This is a genomic window from Calidifontibacter indicus (genome assembly GCF_003386865.1).
Taxonomy (GTDB): Bacteria; Actinomycetota; Actinomycetes; order Actinomycetales; family Dermatophilaceae; genus Yimella; species Yimella indica.
This window is the reverse complement of the sequence record NZ_QTUA01000001.1, coordinates 3,270,868-3,295,614: the sequence shown is the minus strand read 5'-3', so window position 1 is coordinate 3,295,614 and position 24,747 is coordinate 3,270,868. Positions and strand designations below refer to the sequence as shown.

The 24,747-nt window shown below is 66.9% G+C and carries 21 protein-coding genes; 19 read left to right on the top strand and 2 right to left on the bottom strand.

Annotated elements, in window-relative coordinates:
• Positions 1-18: 18 nt before the first annotated feature.
• The 8 genes from DFJ65_RS15630 to DFJ65_RS15595 all read left to right on the top strand — a co-directional run bounded on the left by DFJ65_RS15630 (position 19) and on the right by DFJ65_RS15595 (position 13,885).
• Positions 19-3,468, top strand: a complete 3,450-nt coding sequence (locus tag DFJ65_RS15630) for a tubulin-like doman-containing protein (protein WP_115923821.1) — start codon at positions 19-21, stop codon at positions 3,466-3,468.
• Positions 3,469-3,559: 91 nt separating this feature from the next.
• Positions 3,560-6,256, top strand: coding sequence for a hypothetical protein (locus tag DFJ65_RS15625; protein WP_170144127.1), 2,697 nt, complete (start codon positions 3,560-3,562; stop codon positions 6,254-6,256).
• Entirely contained in the window at positions 6,249-7,082 is an 834-nt protein-coding gene (locus tag DFJ65_RS15620) for a hypothetical protein (protein ID WP_147301427.1), read from the top strand. The genes DFJ65_RS15625 and DFJ65_RS15620 overlap by 8 nt, the downstream gene beginning before the upstream one ends.
• A gap of 43 nt (positions 7,083-7,125) precedes the next feature.
• Positions 7,126-9,423, top strand: coding sequence for a SaeA-related protein (locus tag DFJ65_RS15615; protein WP_115923818.1), 2,298 nt, complete (start codon positions 7,126-7,128; stop codon positions 9,421-9,423).
• Entirely contained in the window at positions 9,420-11,207 is a 1,788-nt protein-coding gene (locus DFJ65_RS15610) for a GAP1-N2 domain-containing protein (RefSeq protein WP_147301426.1), read from the top strand. The genes DFJ65_RS15615 and DFJ65_RS15610 overlap by 4 nt, the downstream gene beginning before the upstream one ends.
• A gap of 55 nt (positions 11,208-11,262) precedes the next feature.
• On the top strand, positions 11,263-12,288 hold the full coding sequence (locus DFJ65_RS15605) for a hypothetical protein (RefSeq protein ID WP_147301425.1): 1,026 nt from the start codon (positions 11,263-11,265) through the stop codon (positions 12,286-12,288).
• 11 nt (positions 12,289-12,299) lie between these two features.
• Positions 12,300-13,325 carry a hypothetical protein gene (locus tag DFJ65_RS15600; protein ID WP_147301424.1) on the top strand — a complete coding sequence of 342 codons (1,026 nt, stop codon included), beginning with the start codon at positions 12,300-12,302 and terminating at the stop codon, positions 13,323-13,325.
• Positions 13,322-13,885: a TerD family protein gene (locus DFJ65_RS15595; RefSeq protein WP_115923814.1), complete on the top strand. Its 564-nt coding sequence runs from the start codon at positions 13,322-13,324 to the stop codon at positions 13,883-13,885. Before DFJ65_RS15600 ends, DFJ65_RS15595 begins: the two co-directional genes overlap by 4 nt.
• Before the next feature lie 54 nt (positions 13,886-13,939).
• On the opposite strand, the gene DFJ65_RS15590 is transcribed toward DFJ65_RS15595, so the two are convergent.
• The gene (locus tag DFJ65_RS15590) at positions 13,940-14,518 is read right to left on the bottom strand and encodes a TerD family protein (protein ID WP_115923813.1); all 579 of its coding nucleotides are present in this window, start codon (positions 14,516-14,518) and stop codon (positions 13,940-13,942) included.
• A 126-nt stretch (positions 14,519-14,644) separates the two neighbouring features.
• Here DFJ65_RS15590 and DFJ65_RS17235 point away from each other — a divergent pair, with 126 nt between their 5' ends.
• From DFJ65_RS17235 to DFJ65_RS15535, 11 genes are all read left to right on the top strand, one after another.
• Positions 14,645-15,622: a hypothetical protein gene (locus DFJ65_RS17235; protein WP_147301423.1), complete on the top strand. Its 978-nt coding sequence runs from the start codon at positions 14,645-14,647 to the stop codon at positions 15,620-15,622.
• Between the two features lie 227 nt (positions 15,623-15,849).
• Entirely contained in the window at positions 15,850-16,188 is a 339-nt protein-coding gene (locus tag DFJ65_RS15580; protein WP_115923811.1) for a hypothetical protein, read from the top strand.
• Between the two features lie 292 nt (positions 16,189-16,480).
• On the top strand, positions 16,481-17,992 hold the full coding sequence (locus DFJ65_RS15575) for a hypothetical protein (RefSeq protein ID WP_115923810.1): 1,512 nt from the start codon (positions 16,481-16,483) through the stop codon (positions 17,990-17,992).
• 164 nt (positions 17,993-18,156) lie between these two features.
• Positions 18,157-18,378 carry a translation initiation factor IF-1 gene (gene infA / locus DFJ65_RS15570; RefSeq protein ID WP_006946284.1) on the top strand — a complete coding sequence of 74 codons (222 nt, stop codon included), beginning with the start codon at positions 18,157-18,159 and terminating at the stop codon, positions 18,376-18,378.
• A gap of 68 nt (positions 18,379-18,446) precedes the next feature.
• Positions 18,447-18,560 carry a 50S ribosomal protein L36 gene (gene rpmJ / locus DFJ65_RS15565; RefSeq protein WP_019286332.1) on the top strand — a complete coding sequence of 38 codons (114 nt, stop codon included), beginning with the start codon at positions 18,447-18,449 and terminating at the stop codon, positions 18,558-18,560.
• Between the two features lie 206 nt (positions 18,561-18,766).
• Positions 18,767-19,138 carry a 30S ribosomal protein S13 gene (rpsM, locus tag DFJ65_RS15560; protein ID WP_115923809.1) on the top strand — a complete coding sequence of 124 codons (372 nt, stop codon included), beginning with the start codon at positions 18,767-18,769 and terminating at the stop codon, positions 19,136-19,138.
• A 77-nt stretch (positions 19,139-19,215) separates the two neighbouring features.
• Positions 19,216-19,620, top strand: a complete 405-nt coding sequence (gene rpsK / locus DFJ65_RS15555; RefSeq protein WP_115923808.1) for a 30S ribosomal protein S11 — start codon at positions 19,216-19,218, stop codon at positions 19,618-19,620.
• Positions 19,621-19,649: 29 nt separating this feature from the next.
• Entirely contained in the window at positions 19,650-20,258 is a 609-nt protein-coding gene (rpsD, locus tag DFJ65_RS15550; RefSeq protein ID WP_115923807.1) for a 30S ribosomal protein S4, read from the top strand.
• A gap of 140 nt (positions 20,259-20,398) precedes the next feature.
• Positions 20,399-21,418, top strand: coding sequence for a DNA-directed RNA polymerase subunit alpha (locus DFJ65_RS15545; RefSeq protein ID WP_115923806.1), 1,020 nt, complete (start codon positions 20,399-20,401; stop codon positions 21,416-21,418).
• 42 nt (positions 21,419-21,460) lie between these two features.
• Positions 21,461-21,988, top strand: a complete 528-nt coding sequence (rplQ, locus tag DFJ65_RS15540; protein ID WP_115923805.1) for a 50S ribosomal protein L17 — start codon at positions 21,461-21,463, stop codon at positions 21,986-21,988.
• Positions 21,989-22,153: 165 nt separating this feature from the next.
• Positions 22,154-23,737: a serine/threonine-protein kinase gene (locus DFJ65_RS15535; RefSeq protein ID WP_115923804.1), complete on the top strand. Its 1,584-nt coding sequence runs from the start codon at positions 22,154-22,156 to the stop codon at positions 23,735-23,737.
• On the opposite strand, the gene DFJ65_RS15530 is transcribed toward DFJ65_RS15535, so the two are convergent.
• Positions 23,695-24,675: an NAD-dependent epimerase/dehydratase family protein gene (locus DFJ65_RS15530; RefSeq protein ID WP_170144126.1), complete on the bottom strand. Its 981-nt coding sequence runs from the start codon at positions 24,673-24,675 to the stop codon at positions 23,695-23,697. The two genes, DFJ65_RS15535 and DFJ65_RS15530, sit on opposite strands and share 43 nt — an antisense overlap.
• Positions 24,676-24,747 lie beyond the last annotated feature (72 nt).

Sequence of the window (24,747 nt, the reverse complement as noted above, 5' to 3'; positions counted from 1 at the left end):
GTCTGGAGAAGGTGGACGATGCGCAAGTTCTTGATCGTGGGTTGCGGTGGTTCCGGTGGGGCGACCGTTCGCCTGTTGATGGATCAGCTGCAAGCCGACCTACGCCCGCTGGGTATCACCGAGTTGCCGGCCGCCTGGCAGTTCGTCCACGTCGACGTGCCGGTGGACCCGGACAAGGGGCCCGGTCAGTTGCCGGACATCGTCCGGATGGGCGGTGCCTACCAGTCGTTCAGCAGCCCCGGCAACACCTATAGTGCAACGGCGTCGAACGTCGAGGCCAAACTGAAAGCGTCGGCCGAAGGTCGACTTGACCCGCTGTTCGGGTGGGCGCCCCGCAACAAGGAGCGGGCAAACCAGGTAGCGGTGAACAACGGGGCGGGACAGTATCGCGCGGTCGGGCGAATGCTGACGCTCTCCCGGCTGCGGGAGACGCGTGAGGTGCTCGACGCCGCCGTGCGTCGCGCCGTGGCGCCGGACGCTTGGGGCCAGGTACCTGCACACGACCGTGGATCTGACGTGGTCTTCCCGATCGTTGTGGGCTCGATGGCCGGTGGCTCCGGAGCGTCGATGTTCCTGGATGTGTGTCGATTGCTCGGATCCATCCCGGGAATCTCACCGGCGACAATCGGGTGCTTCCTCTACACCGCGGATGTCTTCGGCAGCCTGGACGACGGGTTGCGCAAGAACGTCGAGGGCAACGCGATGGCGGCCATCCCGGAGCTGTTCGCCGCGATCTCGCGACTGAGCGACGACGTTGACAGGCAAACGTTTGAGACGTTCGGTGTACATCTCCCGCGCAACGGGCAGCCGCCGTTCGCCCGGGTACTTCCGGTAGGGCGCCGGGTCGGCGAAACCGGGGCATTCTTCGGGGACGGCACGCAGGAGGGCATCTACCGTGGGATTGCTCGTGCAATCAGCGGGGTGATGCAATCCGAACGCGCCTCGCAGCAGTACGTCGACTACTTCCTCGGCAACCCGACTCCTGTCGTCAGCCACAGTGAGCGTTTCGGATGGGGCATGAGCCCGTTGGCGCTGCCGTTCGGGTCGATGGGGTACGCCAGCCTGAGCCTGGGGCGCGATCGATACGCGCACTACGCGGCTCAGCGTCTGGCCCGCAGCGCCGTCGATCACCTGATTGCAGGGCACGAAGATCCGACGAACACGTTGCCGACCACAGAGCAGTTGCGGATGCTGCTGTCCAACCAACTCGCGGCAAGCATCGAGCGGGTCGGCCTGCCTGCCCAAGGCAGCGCCGCGGCAGACTGGTTCCGCGCAATCGCCTTCCCGCCCATGCAGGTGCAGGTCGGGGCACGGGACGCGCTTGCATCGGTGCGTCAAGGAGTTGCCGGCGTTCAAGGAGCCCAAGCAGCCCAATGGTTGGACATGGTGCGAGCGGGAGCCACCGGACGTCGCAACGCCGTGGCAGCCGAGCTCCAGCAGCAGGCCTATCGATGGGCAGAAGGATGGGCCACCACCCTGGAGACCGCGACCAAACGGGAGTTCCTTCGGGTCACGGCCCAGTTCGGCCTTCCCTACGCGCGCGAACTCATGCGCGAACTGCGGGGGGTTTGCGACCACACCATTGCCCAATTGAGTCAGGCCGGTGCCGCGGCCGACGCCGCCGATCCGCTTCAGCTGCCGCAGGAAGTCACGAGTCAAGTCAGTGCGCTCGGCAAGGCCGTCGTCGGCGCCGGGCACGCGCTTGTCGATGTCGTGCTCCGCGGGTGGCAGACGAGCACCGAGAAGAGGCTGCGACTCGAGGGTGCCAGGATCGGTGCCGAGGTGCTGCGCTCGTTCGCGGTCGATGTGCTCGGTGGTTTGGAGAATGTCGCGAACACGACGCTCGCGCTCCTGGAGTCACGCTCGGCGGAGACCGCACACCAAGCGGGTCTTGCGCAATTGCAGTCGACCGCCTACGTCGACTGGCCGGACGAGGGCGGCCTTGTACCGCCGCGGTTCGAGCATGCTCAGAACGAGGTGTTGCTCACAACCGCGGAGCACTTCCCGCAACACTTCGACGCGCACGTGCAGTCGGCCTCGTCGGACGGAATCTATCAACGTGGCCTGCGGACCCTGCGCGCAGAAGTCATCGGTGGAGAGTGGGAAACCACCGGCGCCGCCGAGCGATTCGAAGTGCTCGAACAAGTCGGCCACTGGCGCGCGCGAGTGCTGAACCGCTCCGCCGCCGACGGCGCACCGACCCCGTCGTCGACTCCGGTCTACAAGCTGCATCTCGATTGCAACGACCTCATCGGTCGCGCCGATGCGAGGGTGTGGGCGAAGGGCAGCCCCTTCGAGACGTTCACGAACCAGTCGATCAGCGCGTATCTCGCCGATCCCACCGTCGCCCAGGTCGAACAGGAGCAGCGCCTTGCGACGTTCGTCGATCGGTTCGTGATGGCGATGGACCTCGCACGTCCGGTCATCGGACTAGACCACGAGATGGTGCAGCGGTTGCACGGCGTGAGCGTGCGCTACTTCTTCACCTTCAGCGAAATGCCGTTCGACAAGAACTCGCCTGTCATTGACCGAATCATCGAGCGCATCACAGGGAACGCGAAGGTCACTGCGGACACCGCGCAGCGCATCAAGGACGCCGCGAACCGTAGCGAAGAAGTGCGCAAGATCGCCGTCTTCGGCAGCTACGAGAAATACGCCCCGCTGTGCTTTAGCTCGCTGCTCGACGGGGTGCGTGACCGGTGGGCGGGCAGCACTCCCGGGGAACAACACGCCTTGTGGCAGTGGAAGCGCACGCGCCCCCTCTCCGCAGCCGTGGCCATGTCGCCGGAAGAAGTGCTACGGGTGGTTGCCGGGTGGTACCTCGGTGGCGCACTGGGCCTGCTGGAGGTCTCGCAGGACCACATATCCGTGTCGTCGTCGCGTGGGTGGCTTCGGTTCCCACCGCAGCTGGCTACCGAGGAAGCGCGGCTACGCGACCCGATCGATGCACCGGCGAGCCTGCTCATGTCACACGCTTGGGCCATCGCTCAGTGCAGCGGAGATCCGGACCTGACTGCGCTTGCGCCCTACGAGGCGCTGCGGCACATCGTCGACACATCGCCCAGTACGGCAACGGCGTCGCCGGCCGAGATGAGCGGCGTGCAACTTCTGCGCGGAGCGGTCAACGGCGACGAACTGCGCATTGACGACCAACCGGTGCGACACCACGCGTTTGCCGCATCGCTCGACGGGACCGACCCGGAGGCGAAATTGGCGTCTTTCCGTGCGCAGCTCGCCTCGATGCGCGAGGTTGTGCTCGCGAACGGCATGGTGGAGGAAAGCAACGGTGGCTACGTCTCGAAGGTGAAGAAGGAGCAGGAGCTGATGCAGGCGCCGCTCTGGACGGAGATCGCCCCCATCGTCCTGAAGGCGTTCGACCTTCTCGACGAGATTGCCCAACACGCAGCGACCGCGTCCGCGTGGAGCACCGGCGCGACCGGAGGGGTGGTGAAGGACCTTGCCTTCTGATTCGCTCGTCATCGTCGCCGCCCGCCGAGTGCTGGCGACTCCACTGCGCGCAATCCTGCGTGACTGGGCGTCTCTCGGTCTCATCCACCCGGTGTTGCTCGTCGACCTTGACCAACATGTGTCGGACATCGCTGACCTGCCTGCGCTGGAAGTCGACGAGGCAGGAGCACGCATGGTGCGGCTGCAGGACCGGATTGCAGATGCAACTGTCGACCGCGTGCGGCTCGGCGTGCTGTCGTTCACCGCCGGCCAGGGGTCGGTCTCGGGCGAGCAGGCACAAGCGCTCGCCGCCGCGGTATCTGCCGGTCTGCCGTACGCGGCGCTGGTCCGGGTGGCAATCACTGTTGGCGCGCCGGAAGCGAACTTTGCCGACGCGATCCCGAACCTCATCGACTGGCAATCGATGGTGTTGTCTCCGGAGGACTCGTTGTCGCCGTTGCAGGGTGCGACCGATCTGCGGCCGAGCTTCGATGCACCGCAGTGGCACCTGCACGTCGCCGGCGCGGCAACATCGATCCTCGGCCTCTGGCGTGGGCAGTCCGACGCCGTCGTCGACGATGACGGCGTCGCCTCGGACGGCAGCGTCATGCCGGTGAGTGTGTTCAGCCGTTCCGTTGCGTCAGATGAGATCGAGACGGAACTGCGCGAACGGCTCGTCGCGCTGGGCGACCGATACCCGACACCAAGGGTTGAGAACCACCTCGCTGTCGCGGTCGACAACGAGCCGGCTGCGGCCGCGCAAATGGCGTCCGCTCTGCTCACCAAGCATCAGGACGTGCTGCCGCGAAAGCGGAATGTTGCTCCTGCGCCGCCGGCCAAGGAGATTGGGTTCGGTGAGGCACTGCGCCAGTTCTTCGCGTTCATGATGGCTGCCTTGAAGAATGCACCGCGGGCGTTCGCCGAGCACCTCGTGCGCAGCGCTGCTCGTGTGACCGCGGGCGCTGTTGATCACCTTGTGTACGGCTCCGGGAGCGGATTCGTCGTCGTTGCCCGCGGAGTGCGCGCCGACGGCTCGCCCGCCGGGTGGGACGAGATCGAGGAGCAACTCGACCAGACATTGCGGCATCAAGGAAACGACCTCGGCGTGCTCCCCCAACAGGCGCAGCTCTGGCGGGATTACGTCGGGGGCGGCCTGACATTGCTCGACGCCGGGAGACACGCACAGGATCTACCGCCGGTCACGCTGGGTGCGACATCCGCCGTCATCACGAACACCGCGATGGTGGCACCGGCGCCGAACGACTTCTACGAGTTGCCGGGTCACATCGGGGCCTACTTACCCAACTGGCGGCTCGAGGTGGCTGACGACGTAGGCGCGAACCGGCTCGCCGCGGGCCTGGACAATTTGGCTCGGTCGAATCCGCAACTCGCGCACGAGATTTCAGGCGAGAAGCAGCGCCTCCACCAGTGGTACCAACAGAACAGTCAGTCGTACGTGGGGCGCATCGGGTCGGTGCTCGGGGACGCATTTCGAGCGACGACGCAGGAGATCGAGTCGTTGGAGAAACGAGTCGAGGAGCTCAAAGCGATTCCCGACTTCACCGAGGACATCGCGGAGGATCAGCGCCGGCTTGCCAAGAAGTTCCGGTTCGTCGGCGCGGGCGGGCTGCTTCTCGTGCTGGCGACCATCGCTCTGATCGTGTTCAACGTGCTGGTGCTGCTGGTCGGCGCGGTTCTGGTGGTGGCCATTCTGGTCGGCACACTTGTCACCGGCTGTCTGCTCTACATGCGTGGTCAGCGCCGGCTGTACCAGTTCATCCACCGCAAGGAACAAGCCGCGAGCGCGCTCGAGACAGCCGTTCGTCACCGCACTGAGGCGCTGGAGGATCTGCGTCGCCTCGTACGCGTGTATCGACAGTATCTCGATTGGTCACGGGCTTTCGGGGCGTTCGTTCATGCCCCGCTCGGATCCGTTGACAAGACCGAGGTGGCCGGGCTGAGCATCGGTCAGGGAATGCCCAGAAGTATCAGGCTGGGTGTGGCACAACTGGATTCGGATGTGCTGGACGAGGTGCTGGGTTCGATTCGACGTGACCTCTTCCGGGCCGGCTGGCTCGGGGCGGCCTGGGACGAATATCTGGGAGCCGTGCCCGCCGAGCTCGGGCAGCAGCGTTATGCGATCCAGTCCGACCCGACGATGCTGGATCGGGATCCGAACCCCGACGGTGCCGGGCCGATCCTCACCAGATGGAGCCAGGCAGTCTCCCGGAACGCGGCCGGCCGCCCGACGCCGCGCGAGTTCCTCAGCCGTGCCGATGAGGTGCTTGCTGGGAACCCGGTTCTGCGGGACAGGTTGTTGTCCGAGGTTGCCTTCCGCGACTCTGTCACGGGCGAGCTCAAGGTGATGAGCAGGCTCGAGTTCGAGCAAGGCCTTGAGGTGCACGAGGCGCAAGGCCGGTTCCGTCACGGACTCATCTCCCGTAGCGCTACCAACATCGACGCTCCGATGGTGCGTCGCTCCGTCCCGCAGAGCCAGTTCGCCGGGCTTGCCCACGCGACGGTGCTCGTGCAGTTCGGTCATCGCCTCGACCGTTCGTCCTTCTGGGGACAACAGGACACGTTCTTGGGTGAGCCGGCACCTGGGCAGGCCGACAGGATCGATGGAACGGTCAGCGTGCCGGCGACGCAGCCTTACCAAGCCGACCCCTTCTCCCTCGGCGTCGGGGGTGGTCCCGGAACTGATCAAAACGGCGTGACCAGCAACGGACCTGATGCAGCAGCACCCGCAGGGCCGTCGGTAGACCGCTCAGATCCGTTCGGCTTCGGAACGGCTCGTCACGATGCCTGACTCGCTGGCTGTGATCTTTCTGGTCTGCACGGCGCTGCACTGTGCGATGTCAGGAGTCGCGGGCTATGCAGTGGCCCACCGCCGTGGCAAGCACCAGATCGCATCCGTCGTCGTTTGCGCCGTACTTCCCTGGCTCGGAGTGCTCGCACTGATAGCGGTGACCTCGGGTCGACTGCCAACGAACCGATCCCCACGAAACCCGTTGCGCTGGGCCGGGATTGTCGCGTTGGCTCTCGGGGGCGTCCTCGTTCTCCTCTCATTGGCTGACGACTGGGCGAGCGCGCACGGGACAGCTGACAAGTACCGCGAGACTCTCGGCGGAGGTCCGTCGGACAGCGGTGCGGGCACTGCAGTCATCGCCATGCTCGGACTCGTGCTCATCGCGTTCGCGGTGGCGGCTTGGCGACACGGCGGCCTGCGCTTCGCGATCCCGGTCGCCTGGGTCGCAACCTGCGTGGCATCAGTGCTCATCTCGGCCATTCTGGTCACGGATGTCCTGAACGACCTCGCCGGAGGAGTGGCGACATTCACCGGTGGGCAAGCAACAGCGTCCCTCGAGGTTGGCAGTGGGGCCTGGTGCGCGCTGGGCGGAGCGATCCTGTCGGTCCTTGGCGCCGTCGCGCTCATGTTGTCGGCAGGAGCACCGACATCCCGGTTCTCAGCACCGGCGCCGACCGCGGAATATGGCGTCTCCCGCCTGGACTCGTGGCAGCCGACTGGCGGTGCGGTGCCGGCGTCGGGTGCGTTCGGGCAGGCGGGGACGACCGGCATCGAGTCCGGTGGGCCGCACGCCGCAGGTAGCACCTTCTCGACGGAAGATTGGTAGGCCGAGATTGGACAGGGAACGTTTCGTCGCGAGCATTCGGCGGTTGGCCGAGGAACGTGGTTCGGCGCTGTCGCCCGACGACCTCACGCTCGCGGAGCTACTGGCTGGGGCATCGGTCGCAGGCGCCCGTGAGGTGCTGTGGACCGACCCCGGGATCGTCGACCTGTGGTCGGCTGCCAAGCGCGAAGTCGTCGCGGTCGACACTTCCGCACCGCCGACCGCCGTCGCTGACCCGCGTCGGGCACCCGGGACTCACCAGGTCGAGCCGGGCGTGGTCGCTCCGGAGCGGGAGCATGCGATGGCAGGTGGCGGCGGCTCCGCACACCAGACCGAAAGGTCGCACATGCAGGGCATGAGCGGAGGTGCTCCTTCGGGTGTCGACGAACGGGCGTCCCGGCTTTCGCAGTGGCGGGAAGACAAGGTGCGGCAGGACAGTCAGGTCGAGGCCCTGAGTCGGTGGGACATCAATACGCTGGCCGAGTCGGGCGCAACCACACCGGAGGAACTCCGGGAGGTTGCCCCACGCCTGAACGCTGCGGTGGTGGTGGAGCAGTACGCCGACGCCATTTCGAAGGTTCTCACGGCGACAGACGCCGGCGGGTCGGGTGTGGGGGCTGGGGTTGCGGCGGCAGCGCCCGCTCTTCACGAAGGGTCGGTCGGCGGCTCAGACGACGGGTCGGTCGAGGGTCCATGGATCGGCGACGGTTGGTTTGCGCCGACCGACTACTCGCAGATCGTCTCGGACGACGTTGTCCTTCCCGGCCTTGAGTGCTCGGTCGAGGGCGGTCGGACGCGGCTGCGGTGGCCAGGGACGTCCGATGGGGCATCCGAGGTGGTCGTGTATCGGGTCGTGGAGTCGCCAGACGGATGGGTCCGGGTCGCCCCCGAGGACGGGAGTCTCGTGGGTGTCACGACGCAGACGGAGGTGTCGACGGAGCACTTGGGCGCGCGTGGCGCAGTCAGCTACCTCACGGTGTGGGCCAACCTCGGCAGCGACGAACAGTCCGCCCGCGGTGCGCAGGGGAGGGTTGTTGCCCAAGGCGAGATCCTCTGGCCGGTCTCCGATCTCGAGCTGAGGGTGACTCCGGCGGACACCGTGGTCGGCACGGTGACGGCGGCGCCCGGGACGAAGCTTCGCGTGGTCCGGTTCGAACCTGGCGAACGCATCACGAGCAATCCCTCGCATGTGCCTTCCGATCTGTCGGTCGCCGACAGTGCGTTCACCGATCGTCGGCCTCCTCGAGCAACAGATCTCACCTATGCCGTTTACAGCGAGGTCGTGTTGCCGAACGGGCAACCGCGTACCTCGGAGTCATACGCCTCAGCCACCGTTCGCGTCGACGCCGCACCGCAGCCCGTGCAGCTGCACGTTTCCGGCAATCAGGACACACCGGGCACGTGGGATCTGGCGTGGGTGCCGCCCGACTTCGGTGAGGTCGAGGTTTATCTCACCGATGAACCGGTACCGCCAGGGCTCGGTGACGGAGTGCTGAGCAGGGAAGCACTCGAGCGCAATGGGCTGACCAGCGCCAACCGGCTGCCGAAGTTCACCGTGACCGAAGGCGAGCGGGTCGTGCTCAAGGAGTGCCACGTCGACCAGGACTGGGTGCGCTGCTATTTCACTGCTGTGCACGTCGTTGGCGACCGTCAATTGCGGGTCGGTCCGTCGGTGTCCCAGGTTCGCCCTGCGCCTCCGCGCCACGTTCAACTCAGTGAGCGAGTCGACAGCCAGATCCTGACGTTCGACTGGCCGCGTGGGGTCAGCATGGTCGAAGTCCATTCGGGCTCACGCAACCAGACGGCATTCGACGAAACCAGCGCCCGCGACATCATCGCCACGATCGACAGCCCGGACACCTATCTGCGGCTCGGCGGACTTCTCCTCACGAACCTCCCCGCTATCGGCTGCACCCTGCATCTCGTCGGGGTCATCTACGACGGAGGTCGTGCGATACGGTCCGCGCCGGCGACCGTCGACTATCCCGGCCTGGTCCGGCTGCGCTACCACGTTCGTCCCGCCAGAGCAGACGGAGCGCCGGTGACGCCCACCGCCCCGGCGGATCGCCTGCAGGTGCTCCTGCGTTCGGACGCGGACCTTCCGCAGGTGCACGTCGCCTTGGTGGCCAACGACCGGCGCTTACCGCTCTTCCCCGGCGACGGTGCACACCTGGGGGCCGAACTGGTGTCTCTCGCGGCGGGGAAGGCAGCCACGGTGTTCGAGCTCCCACTGGGCACGTCGCCTGCCTTCGTCCGATTGTTCGTCATCGACAAGGCGCAGGCCGACCGCGTAGCTGTCATCGACCCGCAGCTCAGTCAGATGTTGCACACGGTGCTTCGATGACAGGCCAACTCACGTACGCCATCGCAGATGGCGCTCGCGGTGGCCGGCAGGGTGGGTGGGGCGTCGTGGAGATCGGGGGAGCCCTCTCCGAGGACGCACAGGACCTCCTGGTGCGCGGGCGAACGGTGTCGCTGCCCCAGCGCGTGACACCGTTCGTCAGCAACGCCGAACTCGCGTCGCGTGCCGCCCGCTGGCGCGTTGTTCCGTTCGGGAACGGTAGTTCGCCGAGCGTGCTCGCGTGGCACAGCGTCGAGGCGGGATCGGACTCGACGGGTCGGCCGGGCAACGTCTTCACCCATGCGGCGCAGCTCGACCTGACCCCGCCTGCGCGCCCGATGGATTGGGCATTCAGCCCGGACTGGCTGCGCCCCTACGGCGTCACCGAAGTCTCCGAGGCGCGCCTTCCTGAGACTGTCCGGCTGCCGGCGGTGCAGCTACCGTTCATGGCCTGGTTGCACGGCGACACGGCGATGGCGCAGAACACCGTCGAGTCTGCGGTCGCGCGGGCCATGCCTGCGATCGTCGAGCATCGTCAGGTCGTCCTGGTCGTACCTGACCACCGCGACGCGGCCGGCCTGCTGGATTTCCTCGCGTGGTTGCTGCCCTTCGGCCGTAGTGCAATGACCCGCTGGGCATGCTACGAAGACGCGGCCAGCGCCGTAGACCTCGTCGACAGAGGTTTCGACATCATGACGGTGGAACGCAGCGAGCACGCACCCCGCACCTCGGCCGACGGCCGCGGGCTTGTCGTCGTCGACTGCACCGAGTCCGCCGAGGGCGACGACCGGTGGCTCGAGGTCGTCCGGGCGATGAGCGGGCGCGATCCGGGATCGTTGCGTGAGCTGCTCGTCGACCGCGATCACCGGCCGGACGCTGAGCGCGACCCCCTCGGTGCGCTCCGGCGCATGGTCGGCCTGGAGCCCGACCTCCCGCCCGAACCCTTCTTCGTGCACCAGCAACACTCCGCCTCGGAACCTGTCGTCGCCAGGTCGGCCGGAGGGGTTGAAACACGTCGGGGTGCGCCGACTCCCGAGCTCCCCGGCGTCGGCGGTGTTGACCTGTTGAAGGACCCGCCGTCTGTTTCGGAGCCGTTCGAACTGGCGGCGGCGACACAGGGCTCGAAGCACGGGGTGCTGCGGGGGTCGCCGTCGACCACGAGCGCGCAACAGGAGGCGCAGACGGAAGGGCTTGCCGAGGATGCGTTGGACAGCTACGACCTCCCGTCGCCGGGGTCAGCGCTAGCCGCACATCGGGTGTTGGCCGGTGAAGGTCTGTCGTATGCGCAGTTGGTCGCAAGTCGAGAATGGACCGCAGCGTTGCCGGCCGTCTCCCCGCTGTCGGGCTTGGCTCTTGCACACATCGCGGCTCAGGACCGCCTCGTGATGAGTTCGCTGACCCAGCTGCGGGCGGTCGCCGACGGAGCAGACCGCGTTGACGGCTTCGCGTTGCGGATGCGTGGACCGCTGTTGCTCGCGATCGGTCGGGCGGAACTCATCGAGCCCGACGCCGCACCTTGGCACGGGGGTGACGGTCTCGATCTGCTGCGCGGTTACGTCGCGGAGTTCGATCCGGACGAGCTGATGCCGTTCGCGTTTCAATTCAGCGGGCTGCGCGACGCGATCGACCAGATGAGTCGTCCCGATCTCGGGGGCAGCGGCCATGTCCTGCTCGCCCACCGCATGGACTTCGGGGCAACGAGTGTGTGGTCGACCGTGACCCGCTCCGGGGGCACGCTACGAGATGTGGTGTTGACCTTGCTCCGTGGCCTCGTGGGGTATCGGTGACATGGCCGACGCGTGGCAGACAGCAGGGCAGAGAACCAGGAAGAAGGACTAGGAGATGGCAATCGTCAATTTGACCGACGGTGCAGCTACGCCGCTGCCGGCTGCCCGGCTGCGGGTATCACTGTCGTGCTCGTCGGCGGCACAGCTTTCGTTGTCGAACGGCACCGCACCGGGGGCGACCGTGGCCCCGGTTGCCACGATTTCGGCCACCTCGATGATCGTTGACGCCAGCGACGGTCTGGCGCTCGTGGCGACTCCTGCGGTCGGTGTTGTCTTCCCCGAGGGCGCCACAGCGGAACTCACGTTGGTGGGTGCGGGGGCAGGGAACGTCACCGTGCGGCGATCGTCCTCGATCGGTGGGCGGCGGCAGGCTGTCCTGGCCGAATTCGTCGGTGGTGAGATCCATGCGGGCGGCGTGCCACAGGCCGTCGGCGCTCGGGTCGTCGAGCAGCCTTGGCACGCCGCCGGTCGGCAGGCGTACTTCGAAGCGGGCCGTAACGGCACAGGTCCCGGACGCCCGTGGGCGGCGGTCGTCGACTGCTCGGCGTCAATGCTGGCGGCGGGTCGACAGGCACAGGTCCGTCCGCTGCTGGAAGTGGTGTTCGGAGCTGCGATCACTCACGCTCAGGTGGCACCGGTCGAGGTGCTCGCACCATCCGGGGCCGGGTACCGCAACGTGGCTCAGTTGCTCGACGGCCCGACCGTCCAATGGTCGGATGTGCTCGGTGCGGTGCCGTCGCCGTGGCCACGGCTCACCCCGGCGATTCGTCAGGCGGCAGCACTCGCGGGCACCGACGGTGACGTGTTCGTGCTCTGTGACGGCGTACCTGCCGACGCAGCCGAACTGATCGAGTTCGGATCGCGAACCCCGGTCGCCCGGCTGCGCATGCTCGTGCTGGGAAGATCGCCGTTCGAGGCCCTCGCTGAAGATCGTCCATCGGCCGCCTGGGACGACGAGTTGGCGGCGCTGCGACCGTTGCACGAAGCCGGTCACGTCGTCGTGTCGTTGCAGCGTTCGCAATTGGACGCGTCGGCTGCTGGACAACTGATGCAGTCCTTGTTCCCGCTGGACCGGCCATGACAGCACATTCGATGGCATGCCCGACCTGTTTTGCGCCGGCATCCACCGCGGGGCGTTGTGGCTCCTGTGGATTCGACGTGCCCGCTGAGTGGTTGGCAGCGACCGATCGCGTCTCGATCGCCATGACTGGCGCACGGTCCAGTGGCAAGTCGGTGCTGATCGCGGTGCTGATCACGCAGCTGGAGGAATTTCTGAGCAGGCACCACGGCACCTACTTGCGACCGATCGGCGACGTCGGGCAGATGAGCCCGGAGATCGCGCGCGAGGCGCCGCCGTGGTTCTCCTCTCTCGGTGGCCGGTTCGCACAGAACTATTTGGTGCCGCTATACCACCAACGGGGCCTGCTGCCGGGTACCGCCCGGTTGGAAGAAGCCCGGGTCGAACCGTTGATCTGGTCCTTCCGGGTGGGAGAGCGCACCTGCTGTCTCTCGTTGATCGATGCTGCCGGCGAGGACTTCCAGGACCTGGAGCCCACCGACGAGCGCTTCAACTACCTGGGCAAGGTCGACGTGCTGGTCGCACTGATCGATCCACTCAAGGTGCCGCAGATCCGCGCCGCGCTCGCGGGCATCATCAACTTCCCGGCCGGTGCCGGCGACGACCTCAATGTCCTGCGGCGGGTTCTGGACGCTCGTGAACGGCACCTCGCGGCCGAGAGCTCGCACCAGACACTCGCGGTGGTGCTCAGCAAGTTCGACGTGCTCCATCAGCTCAAGGACATTCAGGCAAAGCCGTTCGACGACATCATGTTGCGCCCGGGCGCCGCCATGCGGAGGGATCCATCGATGAGCACCCGTTGTTACGACGAAGCAGACGGTCAACTCCTCGACGCCGAACTACGTGGCCTTTTGGAGTTCCTTCAGGGAGTCGGGCTGTTGAACGCCATTTCCCAGAGTCGAATGCCGGCGCGCCTGTTCGCGACGGCTGCCCTCGGTGTCGTGCCGGGTACGGATTCACTCGGGCGGGGCGGGATGAACCCGTTCCGGGTGCTCGATTTCGTCAAGGACGTGCTCACTCGAAGGGGCGTCATCGCATGACAGCTCTGGTGAAAGGGGCGAACGCAACGCTCCGGCGGACGGACGGAACGACCTGCGGAGCACTTCTCGTCGGGATCACGTGGCAGAACCATTCCGCGGAGGTCGATGTCTGCGCCTTGATCTGCGCTGCGGACGGCGCGGTGCTGTCCGATGGACACTTCCTGTTCTGGAATTCGCCGGCCAGCCCCACGGGCAATGCGATGGTCCGTTCCGCGCCGCTCGGCGGTTCGTCCTCAGTCGTCGACCGGGCACAGTTAGTCATCGACCTGAGCAGGCTCGAGCCAGACGTGGAGCGGGTGCTCTTGTCGATATCGACGCTCGTGCCGGGACAATCACTCGCCGCAGCCGGCGCTGTCGGCATCAGGGCCGTCGACCTCGAAGCTGAAGACGGCGAAGAGCTCTACACCTATGTGAATGCCGCCGGGTACACGACAGAACAGTGTGCGGTCGCTGCGGAGTTGTATCAACGACGTGGCGAATGGAAGCTGCGCATAGTCGACCAAGGCTATGCCGAGGGGCTCGCGGCGCTTGCGCGGGAGCACTCGGTCAACGTCGAATAGAGGGCGCGCTGGAGGAACCGGTGGATCGCTTCCTCCAACGCGCTACGAGCCTGCTCAGCCGACCTGCAGCCCGAACGACGTGATCACCTGAGCCAGACCACCGCTGGTGCCCTGGCCGGTCGCACGGAACTGCCAGTCGGACCCGTTGCGGGCGAGTTCACCGAAGATGAGTGCGGTCTCGGTCGAGTAGTCCTCGGTGAGGTCGTAGCGGGCCAACTCGCGACCCGATTCGTTGTCGACCATGCGGATGTAGGCGTTCTGCACCTGGCCGAAGTTCTGCCCGCGCGCCTGTGCCTCGTGGATCGACGCCACGAAGACCAGTCGATCGATCTCGGGCGGCAGCGCGGCGAGATCGACATTGATCGTCTCGTCGTCGCCCTCGGCGGCACCGCTGCGTTCGTCTCCGGTGTGCTGCACCGACCCGTCGGGGGAGGAGAGGTTCCCGTAGAAGACGAACCACTGATCGGAGTAGGCACGACCGTTGGTGCCGAGTCCCAACAAGGACGCGTCCAGGTCGAACTCGTAACCGGTGGTGGCGCGAGGGTCCCAGCCCAGGCCGGCGGAAACGGACCGAAGGCCCGGCGCCTCCTTGCTGAGGCTGATGGCTGATCCCTTGCTGAGGGCGATCGACATGACGGTGGCACACCTTTCCTTAGGCTTGGTGCCTAGCGTGCCTCATGACACCACACGCCACCCGCGGTGGGCTGTCGCGTGTTTTCAGGACATGCGATTCGCCCGCGTGGCTCATTGACTTTGCGTGTGAAGGACTCCGAAAACACCCGGCGTCCGATTCGTCTCGACAAGAACGATGCGTTTCGGACCGCTTCTGCGCCGTCGGCTACGCCGATCAATTTGAGCAAGCCCACCTCCGCGCCTGTTGCGTCATCCGCTACTTCGTGGCAAACCGCACACGCCCCGGTGCAGGCCTCATCTAGCGAGCAAGCGTCCTCGGCGCAGCCCGGGGGCAGCGGTGGTCAGGGTGTGCCTCCAGGCCCCATAAACAACAAGGGGTCCAACCGTGGGTGGGTCGCTCTCTCCGGTGCGGCAGCGGCAATCGCGCTCGTCGGCGTCGCCGTGCTCGCACTCGGTGACAACGGCAGTGGTGCCGCGTCGGCGGGGCGATCGACGGTCACGGTGACTGCCTCGGATTCCGGTGCGCCGGACGGCTCGGCTCAAGGAGTCGGGTCCGGCACACCGGGCTTGGCGACGGAGTCAACACAATCAGCGTCGTCCGAGACATCCCCCGAGACGCCCTCGGAATCGACAGAGGAGACGACGTCCGAAACCTCGTCGAGCGAATCTTCGGACGAGTCGCCCACCGATTCGACAGAACCGACCGATGACGGATCTGCCCTCGGCGCACTCGACACCGAGCGTTCTACGTCGTTGTCGACCGTTCAACTCGACGGCACCTGGGCGGCGCAGTTGGCGAGTCCGTACGTGGGCGCGGTCGACACACTGATTCAGCCCACACCGTTCACCGCGACGGACATCTACAACCAACACCAGCGTCTGAAGTCCGACCCCCGGTTCTCCACATACGGCGTCATCCTTCTGCGCCAGAACGATTTTGGTAAACGGTCGTCGGACGGCCGGGAGATCTGGGTGACGCTCGCCCTGCTCGATGCCTCGTCGGCCGATCAAGTGCGCGCGTGGTGTCGCACCACCTTCGCGTCCGAAGGCGCGAACTACACCAACTTCTGCCTTCCTCGGCAGATGGTGCCGTTACATTCCTGAGAGGTTGCGGAGGGATCCGAATGGGGACGAATCAAGTCATTGTCCGACTGGCTGCGCCGGTGTTGTTGGCGAGCGTGCTCGTCACCGGGTGCAGGTCCTCCGACTCCACATCTGCGCCGGCTGCCGAGGCTGGGTCGGTCGCCGCCACGACCTCTGGTGGTGACGCTCCCAGTGCGACGGGCGGCGGTGAGGGGACTCCGTCGTCGGCAGCGTCGTACTGCGCGGTCATGAACCGCTACAAGAAGCAGTATCTCGATACGTTCGCGTCAGCGAATAGCAACGTTGAGAAGACCTCCGACCCGGGCGCATTCGTCACCGGAATGCTGCAGGCGCTGATGGCAACCTCGGCCCTCCCGTCCATGTTCGCCGACATGGCAAAGGTCGCACCACCGGAGATCCAGAGTGACACTCAACGGGTCGCGGACGCGTTTTCCAAGCAACTTGGCAATGCTGCCGACGACCCGATGAATCCGGGAACTGCGCTCATGAAGAATCTTGCGGTCGGCATGACGGTGCTCGGACCGATCTCGAACGTCAACAGCTATGTCGCTGAACACTGTGGGTGAGGGAGGCCGGCTAATGTCCAGCTGCGTTGCTTGTGGTGCACCGGCCGGTGAGGTCGGAGTGGCGTGTGGGCTGTGTGGAACGGTGCGGCAGCCGACTGTGCGGGGAATCTCGTTGACCAAGGAGCCGATCGGACCGGCGCCTGCAGCGACTGTGCAACCGGCCGTTCAACCATCGATCGAGGCTTCCGGTCAGGCATCCATCGCCCGAGCGGACGCCTCCTCGCAGACACAGTCTTGGCAGCGACCGCCTCAGCAGGTCCGAGGGAGCGGGCACGCCACGCCGGCAGGTCCGTTGGGTGCCATCCACGCCCCGGTCGGGCTGCGCAGCGCCGCGGCACTCTTCGCGATCGCGGCCGGCCTTGGCCTCCTGAACGCATTCCCTGCGCTGCGTGACCTTCAGGGAGCACTCGGGGCATCGGAGCTGCGCACACCCGCTTACCTCTACCCGCTCACCCTGTCGACCGTTGCGGCGGTGCTGTTCGCAGCATGGTCCGCATTCGTTGCGTGGTCAGCCGGCCGTGGCCGATCGGCCACGGGATGGTCGGCCGCCGTGCTTGCCGTGCTCGCAGTGGCGGGTCTGCCGGGCGATCTGACAAGTTACGAGGCGGCAGCGCGGGCGGCCGCCCTCGGTGGCTGCGCAGCACTTGCCGTGGCGCGGCGGTCCGGCCATCCGGTGGGTGGCGATGCGATCGCCGTCCTTCGTGGCTTCCAACTCAGCGTGACCTGCGCCGCGAGTGCGGCGAGCGTGGGAGCGGTGGCCGCACTGCCACGCGTGTCGGCCGCCGGGGCGGGAGGCGTGTTCACGCTCCTGTTCCTGGTCGCATCGGCCGCCTTCGGGTGGATCGCCTACTCGGGACTGCGACGATCGCGGGCCAAAGACTCCCGTGTGTATGCCACCGGCGCCGTGATCGGGCTCCTGGTGGCGGTGCTTCTGTGCCCGAGCGGTGGCCTACCTCGCCCGGTCGCGTTCACCTTCGGGTCGACGGTCGCTCTTGCTGGATTGCTCTGGCTGGTGCCGCAGTGTCGGGAGTGGTTCGGTGACGCGCGCACATCGGTCGTTCCTGTTCCAGATGAACTGCGTGCCTTCGTTCGGCCGTCGCGGCCGTCGACCACCGCTGCGCGGGTGGCTCCCGCGGCGGCGGCCTCGGGAGCTCAGGGACCTTCGCCATCGGCCTCCGCCGGCTACATGGCGTTGACCCGCTCTGGATGGAACCGTGCCCTGCTTGCCGGCGGCGTCTGCGTGGCGGTCGCCGTGGTGGGGGTGATGTCCCGCCGACCCGGCGGCGCGTTGCTGATCGACATCGCGCTCACCATTTGGCTCGCAGGGGTCGTGTTCGCCCGGGCGTGGGTGCCTTCGCGGACCAGCGTGGTGGTCGGGGTGACCAGCGCGGCGATGAACATCTTGCGACCCAGCGGCGGCATGGGTGGTGACGGGAGCGCCGTCGTCGGTGCCGAACGGCGCGGCCGGACGGCGGCGGCTTTGGCGGCACCGCTTGCTGTCGGGCTGGTGGGTGCACTGGTCGTCGGAGCGGCGACGGTCGATCGGGCACAGTTGTGCTCCAGTTATCAGGCGGCGTCTACGCAGCTGAACGGTTACTCCGACTCGGAGTTCTTCGCGGCCATTTCGAAGTTGGGCAAGGACGCCAGCGCCTACGACGGCAAGGACGTCGACTCCACAACGACCGACTCCATCCACTCCGCCGGGTCCAGGCTCACTGCCCTGGGGGATCGAAGGTCGGTGTACGTCTACGAGGCACGATCCGCCATGGCCCCTATCAGCTCCGTGTGCCTCCTCGGTGAGTAGCACCTGCGGTGACCGACCCAAGGGCAGGCACCGCACGATTTGGGCGTAATGGTGCCTGCGGCGTAAGCTAGTGCGTCGGTTCAGTGTGCCTTCGTGTGCCCTGAATCCATCGAGGGTCCGCCCAACCGGGGCGGAGCCCGTTGACCAGTGAGTATGTGGAGGATATGGCCAAGAAGGACGGTGTCATCGAGATCGAGGGCACGATCGTCGAAGCTCTCCCGAACGCAATGTTCCGGGTGGAGCTCACGAACGGTCACAAGGTGCTCGCACACATCTCGGGAAAGATGCGTCAGCACTACATCCGGATCCTCCCCGAGGACCGCGTGGTGGTGGAGCTTTCCCCGTATGACCTGACCCGCGGCCGCATCGTTTTCCGCTACCGCTGATCGCAATCCGCATTCCGTCGCGTCCCGCCTTCGGGTGAGTCGCGGCCTGATCCGAAGACAGTAGGCAGATGAAGGTCCAGCCGAGCGTCAAGAAGATCTGCGACAAGTGCAAGGTGATCCGCCGCAACGGTCGGGTCATGGTCATCTGCGAGAACGCGCGCCACAAGCAGCGTCAGGGCTGACCAGACCCAGCACGAGTCGTGTCTTCGAGCAAGACGCAGACGAACAATTGAACACCACAACAGCAGCGCCCGACCCCGGAAAGTATGTGCGAATCCGGACGTCACCTTCGGCTCGGAGGCCGAAGACCCGCAGCACTCACTCCTGAGTGGACACGGGACCGGCGCCTGCACCAGACCTCCGGACGAAACAACAGGAGAAAGCCGAAATGGCACGACTCATCGGTGTCGACCTGCCGCGCGACAAGCGCGTCGAGGTCGGTCTCACCTACATCTACGGCGTGGGCAAGACCCGCGCCGCCGAGGCACTCGCCGCCACGGGCGTGAACCCGGACACCCGCGTTCGCGACCTCAGCGAGGAGGAGCTGGTTCAGCTCCGCGACCACTTCGAGCAGTACCGCCTCGAGGGCGACCTGCGTCGTGAGGTGGCCGCCGACATCCGCCGCAAGGTGGAGATCGGTTCCTACCAGGGCCTGCGTCACCGCCGCGGCCTGCCGGTGCACGGCCAGCGCACCAAGACCAACGCTCGCACCCGCAAGGGTCCGAAGAAGACGGTCGCCGGCAAGAAGAAGGCCAAGTAATCGCGGCCTGACGGCCAGTCCGGTGCGCACTGCCGCATCAACCCCATCGCTGAAGTCTTACCCGTAGGAGAAAGTTCATGCCTCCCAAGAGCCGTATGGCTGCGGGCGCCAAGAAGGTGCGCCGCAAGGAGAAGAAGAACGTTGCCGCTGGTCACGCATACATCCGCAGCACGTTCAACAACACCATCGTTTCGATCACCGACCCGACCGGTGCGGTGATCTCGTGGGCCTCGGCCGGCCAGGTCGGTTTCAAGGGCTCGCGTAAGTCCACCCCGTACGCCGCTCAGATGGCTGCCGAGGCTGCTGCCCGCCGCGCCATCGACCACGGCATGCGCAAGGTCGACGTCTTCGTGAAGGGCCCGGGTTCGGGCCGCGAGACCGCTATCCGCTCGTTGGCCGCTGCCGGCCTCGAGGTGGGCGCGATCTCCGACGTCACCCCGCAGCCGCACAACGGTGTCCGCCAGCCCAAGCGTCGCGGCTGAGCTGACGACAACTTCAAGGAGACAATGACATGGCCCGTTACACCGGTCCCATCACCAAGAAGTCGCGTCGTCTCAAGACCGACCTCGTCGGTGGCGACAAGAACTTCGAAATGCGCCCCTTCCCGCCCGGCCAGCACGGCCGTGGTCGGGTGCAGGAGAAGGAATACCTGACCCAGCTGCAGGAGAAGCAGAAGGCTCGCTTCGCCTACGGCGTCATGGAGAAGCAGTTCGTCCGGTACTACAAGGAGGCGGCCCGCCGCCCCGGTAAGACCGGTGAGAACCTGCTCATCATTCTCGAGTCGCGTCTCGACAACGTGATCTACCGCGCCGGTCTGGCCCGCACCCGTCGTGCCGCCCGTCAGCTGGTCACCCACGGTCACTTCGAGGTCAACGGCGTGCGCGTCGACGTCCCGAGCTACCGCGTCGAGCAGTACGACATCATCACCGTCCGCGAGAAGTCGCGCGAGAAGTTCCCGCTGCAGCTTGCCCGCGAGACCTTCGGTGAGCGTCCGGTGCCGGCGTGGATCCACGTCGCCCCGGGCACCCTCCAGGTGCTGATCCACCAGCTGCCGACCCGCGAGCAGATCGACGTGCCGCTCACCGAGCAGCTCATCGTGGAGCTCTACTCGAAGAACTGATCCTGTCTCCCGGGTTCGCCTGTGCTGCAGGCGAACCCGGGACTCAGTAATTCTTCATCGCACAACCCTGGCCAGGGAGACAGAGCCCGGTCAGGTTTCGTCAGGCGTCAAATAGCGGTCGCCTGTGGAAAGGAATCGAAGTGCTCATCGCACAGCGCCCCAACCTCTCCGAAGAGGTCGTTGCGGAGAACCGTTCGCGGTTCGTCATCGAGCCCCTGGAGCCGGGCTTCGGCTACACCCTCGGCAACTCCCTTCGTCGCACCCTGCTCTCGAGCATCCCGGGTGCCTCGGTCACCAGCCTGCGCATCGACGGTGTGCAGCACGAGTTCTCCACGATCCCCGGGGTCAAGGAGGACGTCACCGAGGTCATCCTGAACATCAAGGGTCTGGTCGTCTCCTCCGAGCACGACGAGCCGGTCGTCATGTACCTGCGCAAGCAGGGCCCCGGTGTTGTGACCGCCGCCGACATCGCGCCGCCGGCCGGTGTCGAGGTGCACAACCCCGACCTCGTGATCGCCACCTTGAACGACAAGGGCAAGATCGAGATGGAGCTGACCGTCGAGCGCGGTCGCGGCTACGTCTCGGCGCAGCAGAACAAGTCGGCTGACCAGGAGATCGGTCGCATCCCGGTCGACTCGATCTACTCGCCGGTGCTGGCTGTCACCTACAAGGTGGAGGCCACCCGTGTCGAGCAGCGCACCGACTTCGACAAGCTGATCGTCGACGTCGAGACCAAGAACTCGATGGCTCCCCGTGACGCGATGGCGTCGGCCGGTAAGACCCTGGTCGAGCTGTTCGGTCTGGCTCGCGAGCTCAACGTCGAGGCCGAGGGCATCGACATGGGTCCGTCGGCCACCGACGCAGCCCTGGCCGCCGACATGGCGCTGCCGATCGAGGACCTCGACCTCACCGTGCGCTCGTACAACTGCCTCAAGCGCGAGGGCATCCACACCGTGGGTGAGCTCGTCGGACGCAGCGAGGCCGACCTGCTCGACATCCGCAACTTCGGCACGAAGTCGATCGTCGAGGTGAAGGACAAGCTGCACGAGATGGGCCTGCAGCTCAAGGACAGCCCGCCCGGGTTCGACGCGAGCGCGATCGCCGACCGTTACGACGACGACGCTGACGAGATCAGCTTCGCCGAGGACGAGCAGTACTGAGCCGCAACGCTTCCGCGTTAGCAAAGACCAACAGGAGAAACCATGCCTACCCCTACCAAGGGCCCCCGTATCGGTGGCGGTCCGGCGCACGAGCGGCTCATCCTCGCCAACCTGGCGCAGGCGCTGTTCGAGCACGACCGCATCACCACCACCGAGGCCAAGGCCAAGCGCCTTCGCCCGCTGGCCGAGCGTCTGGTCACCTTCGCCAAGCGCGGTGACCTGCACGCCCGTCGTCGCGTGATGACCGTCGTCAAGGACAAGGGTGTCGTCCACCGTCTCTTCACCGAGATCGCGCCCGACATGGCCGAGCGCCAGGGCGGCTACACCCGCATCACCAAGATCGCCCCGCGCAAGGGCGACAACGCTCCGATGGCCGTGATCGAGCTCGTCCGTGAGCAGGTCAGCGCCAAGCCGAACCGCGCCGTCGTCGCCGAGGCCGAGGCTGCCACCAAGCGCGCCGCCAAGGACGCCGACGCCGCCGAGGCCGCTGAGACCACCGAGGCTCCGGCCGAGGCTCCCGCTGCCGGCTCCGAGCCGGCTGGTGGCGAGGCCGCCCAGCAGGAGGACTGAGTCCCCAGCACGCAGGCCGGCGCCGCTCCCGAGAGGGGGCGGCGCCGGTTTCGTTGTCCGGCGAGAAGTTTGCGCGACTCCGCGGCGCAGGTGCACGATCCTGCAAACACTCGCAGGTGGCGTGACGGCGAACTGAAGCCCCCGGGCGAACTAGAGTCCCTGAACATGGGGGCACAGTTGCAACCCGGGCAGGTCTTCGCCGGCTTCCGGGTGCACCACCGGCTGGGAGCAGGCGGGATGGGGGACGTGTACGCGGCCGACCATCCTCGACTGCCGCGTCGGGTTGCCCTGAAACTGCTCACCGCCGACACCACCGACCGGGGCGCCGCCGCTCGGTTCGAGCGTGAGGCCGAGACCATCGCCCGTCTCGATCATCCGAACATCGTCGACGTGCTCGACCGCGGCATCGAACACGGGCAGCCGTGGATCTCGATGCAACTCGTCGACGGCGTCGATGCCGCAGCGGTGCTTCGCGCCGAAGGTCCGATGCCGCTGCCGCGGGTGCTTCGGATCGGTATGCAGATCGCCGGGGCACTCGACGCCGCGCACCGGCGCGGGGTGGTGCACCGCGATGTGAAGCCGGCCAACATCATGCTCGCCCGCACCGACCACGAGGGGGAGCGGGCGCTCATCACCGACTTCGGCATCGCCCGCTGGCAGCAGCAGCCGCCGGTGCTGCGACCCGGCGCCGAGGGCGGCACGACGATGGCCGCGGCGGCCGACATCACCGGCCAGTTGGACGGCGTGCGCGCCACCGCCGCCTACGCCTCACCGGAGCAGTTGAGCGGTGAACCCACCGACGGCCGCTCCGACCAGTACTCGCTCGCCTGCACGCTCTATGCGCTGCTCACCGGTCACGGGCCGTATCCGGGCACGGTCGCGCGGGCGATCAAAGGCCACCTGACCGACCCGGTGCCGAGCCTGGAGCAGGTGCTGCCGCAGGTGCCGCACGGTGTCTCGGCCGCGATGGCGCGGGCGATGAGCAAAGATCCCGCGCGCAGGTTCGCCACCTGCGCGGAGTTCGTGCGGGCACTCAGCGCCGATGCCGTCCCCCCGGCACATGCCGGGCCCACCCGGTCGGCTCCATCGCCTGCCACCGGGGCCTCGACCGGAAGCGGGCGCCGGGGCACCCGCGCGCTCACCGCGTCCGTCGCCGCGGTGGCGCTCGCGGCCGGCGGCTACGGCATCTGGCACCTGACGGACGGCGGCACGACGGTGACCGGCGGGGGACCGACCATCGGCACCTCCACCACCGCAATCGCGACGACCACCTCCACCACGTCGGTGAACGCCGAGGACGCCCTGTGGGAGACCGGCACGCCGGTGCTCGGGTTATGGCCCTCGCTCTTCCCGCAGACCCCCACCGGCAAGGGTTACCAGGGCATGGTCTGCACCCCCAACGACGAGCGACCGTCCCACCGGGCGGTGCAGAACAAGTACCGCTTCGTCTGCGCGGCACGACCCGACGGCATCAACCAACCGGTGATCACGGTCGACCTCGTGGTCTACAACCCCGGCGACCGTGACCGCGCGGTCGCCGGCGCGGTCGGCTCGGTGCCCCCGCTGCCCATCCCGGCGCACGGCACCAAGCTGCGCACCTACCACCTCACCGACCCGGTCGCCGGGGCGTGGATCCTGGTGACCTACACCGCCGCCGACCGCAACGACTACGTCATCCAGGTCGGCACGCCCAAGGGCGAACTCACCTACAGCGAACTCTTCGACTGGATCGCCGCCGCGCCGTTCTGACCGAACAGCGCCTCGATGGTCTCCCGCAACGCGGCGGTCCACGGCGTCGGCGCCAGGCCGAAGGTCTGCTCGGTGTGGCGCGCATCGAGCAGGAACGGCCGCTCGAACTGGTGCTTGGTTTCATCCAGTGACCGCACGATCGGCGCGATCCGCATCGCCCCACGCACCGCAGCGGGTAGCAGCGACACTTTCGAGACGCCGCGTCCGGTGATCTGCGCGACGTCGGCCACCACCTCGCGCACGCTACGCGCGGGCGCCGTCGGCACATGCCAGACGTGTCCCCAGGAGCGGTCGTCGGTCGCGAGCGTCGCGGCGAGGCGTCCGATGTCGGGCAGGTAGGTCCAGGAATGTGGGGCATCCGCGGCGCCCATCATCAACCGCACCGCACGACCCGCCGCCGCGGGCTTCAGCACGTACGTGTTGAGGTAGGAGACCCCTGCGCCGGCGCCCGCCCCGAAGTAGTCGGACGCGCGCAGTTCGGTGGCGCGCACGCGTCCGGCGTCGTGTGCGGCCTTGGCAGCGGCCCACATGTCCGCACGCACCCGACCTTTGATGCCACGGGGCCGCAATGCTTTCGGGTCGTCGACCTCGACCATCGGGGCATCCACTCGGCCGTACCCGTAGAGGTTGCCGATAGTGACGAGCCCGGCGCCGGAGCGCTGCGCGGCGGCGAGGACGGCCTGCGCCATGGGCGGCCAGTCGCGGTCCCAGTGGGTGTACTGCTTGGGGTTGAGCGCGTTGACGATGCTGTCGACGCCGTCGGCCGCAGCCGCCAACGCGGCGGGGTCGGTGCACTCGACGGCGAGGGAGCGCACGTCGTCGAGACCGGTCGGTCGACCCGACCGCGAACCGACGGTGACGTCGTGCCCGGCGTCGCGCAGCACTTGCGCCGTGCTTCGCCCGATGCCGCCGTTGCCCAGAACCAGATGCTTGCCCATCGCACGTTCCTTTCGAAAATGAGAGCGGTGCTCTCTGTTGCGTTCAACCATCCTCTGCTTGGACAAGAAATG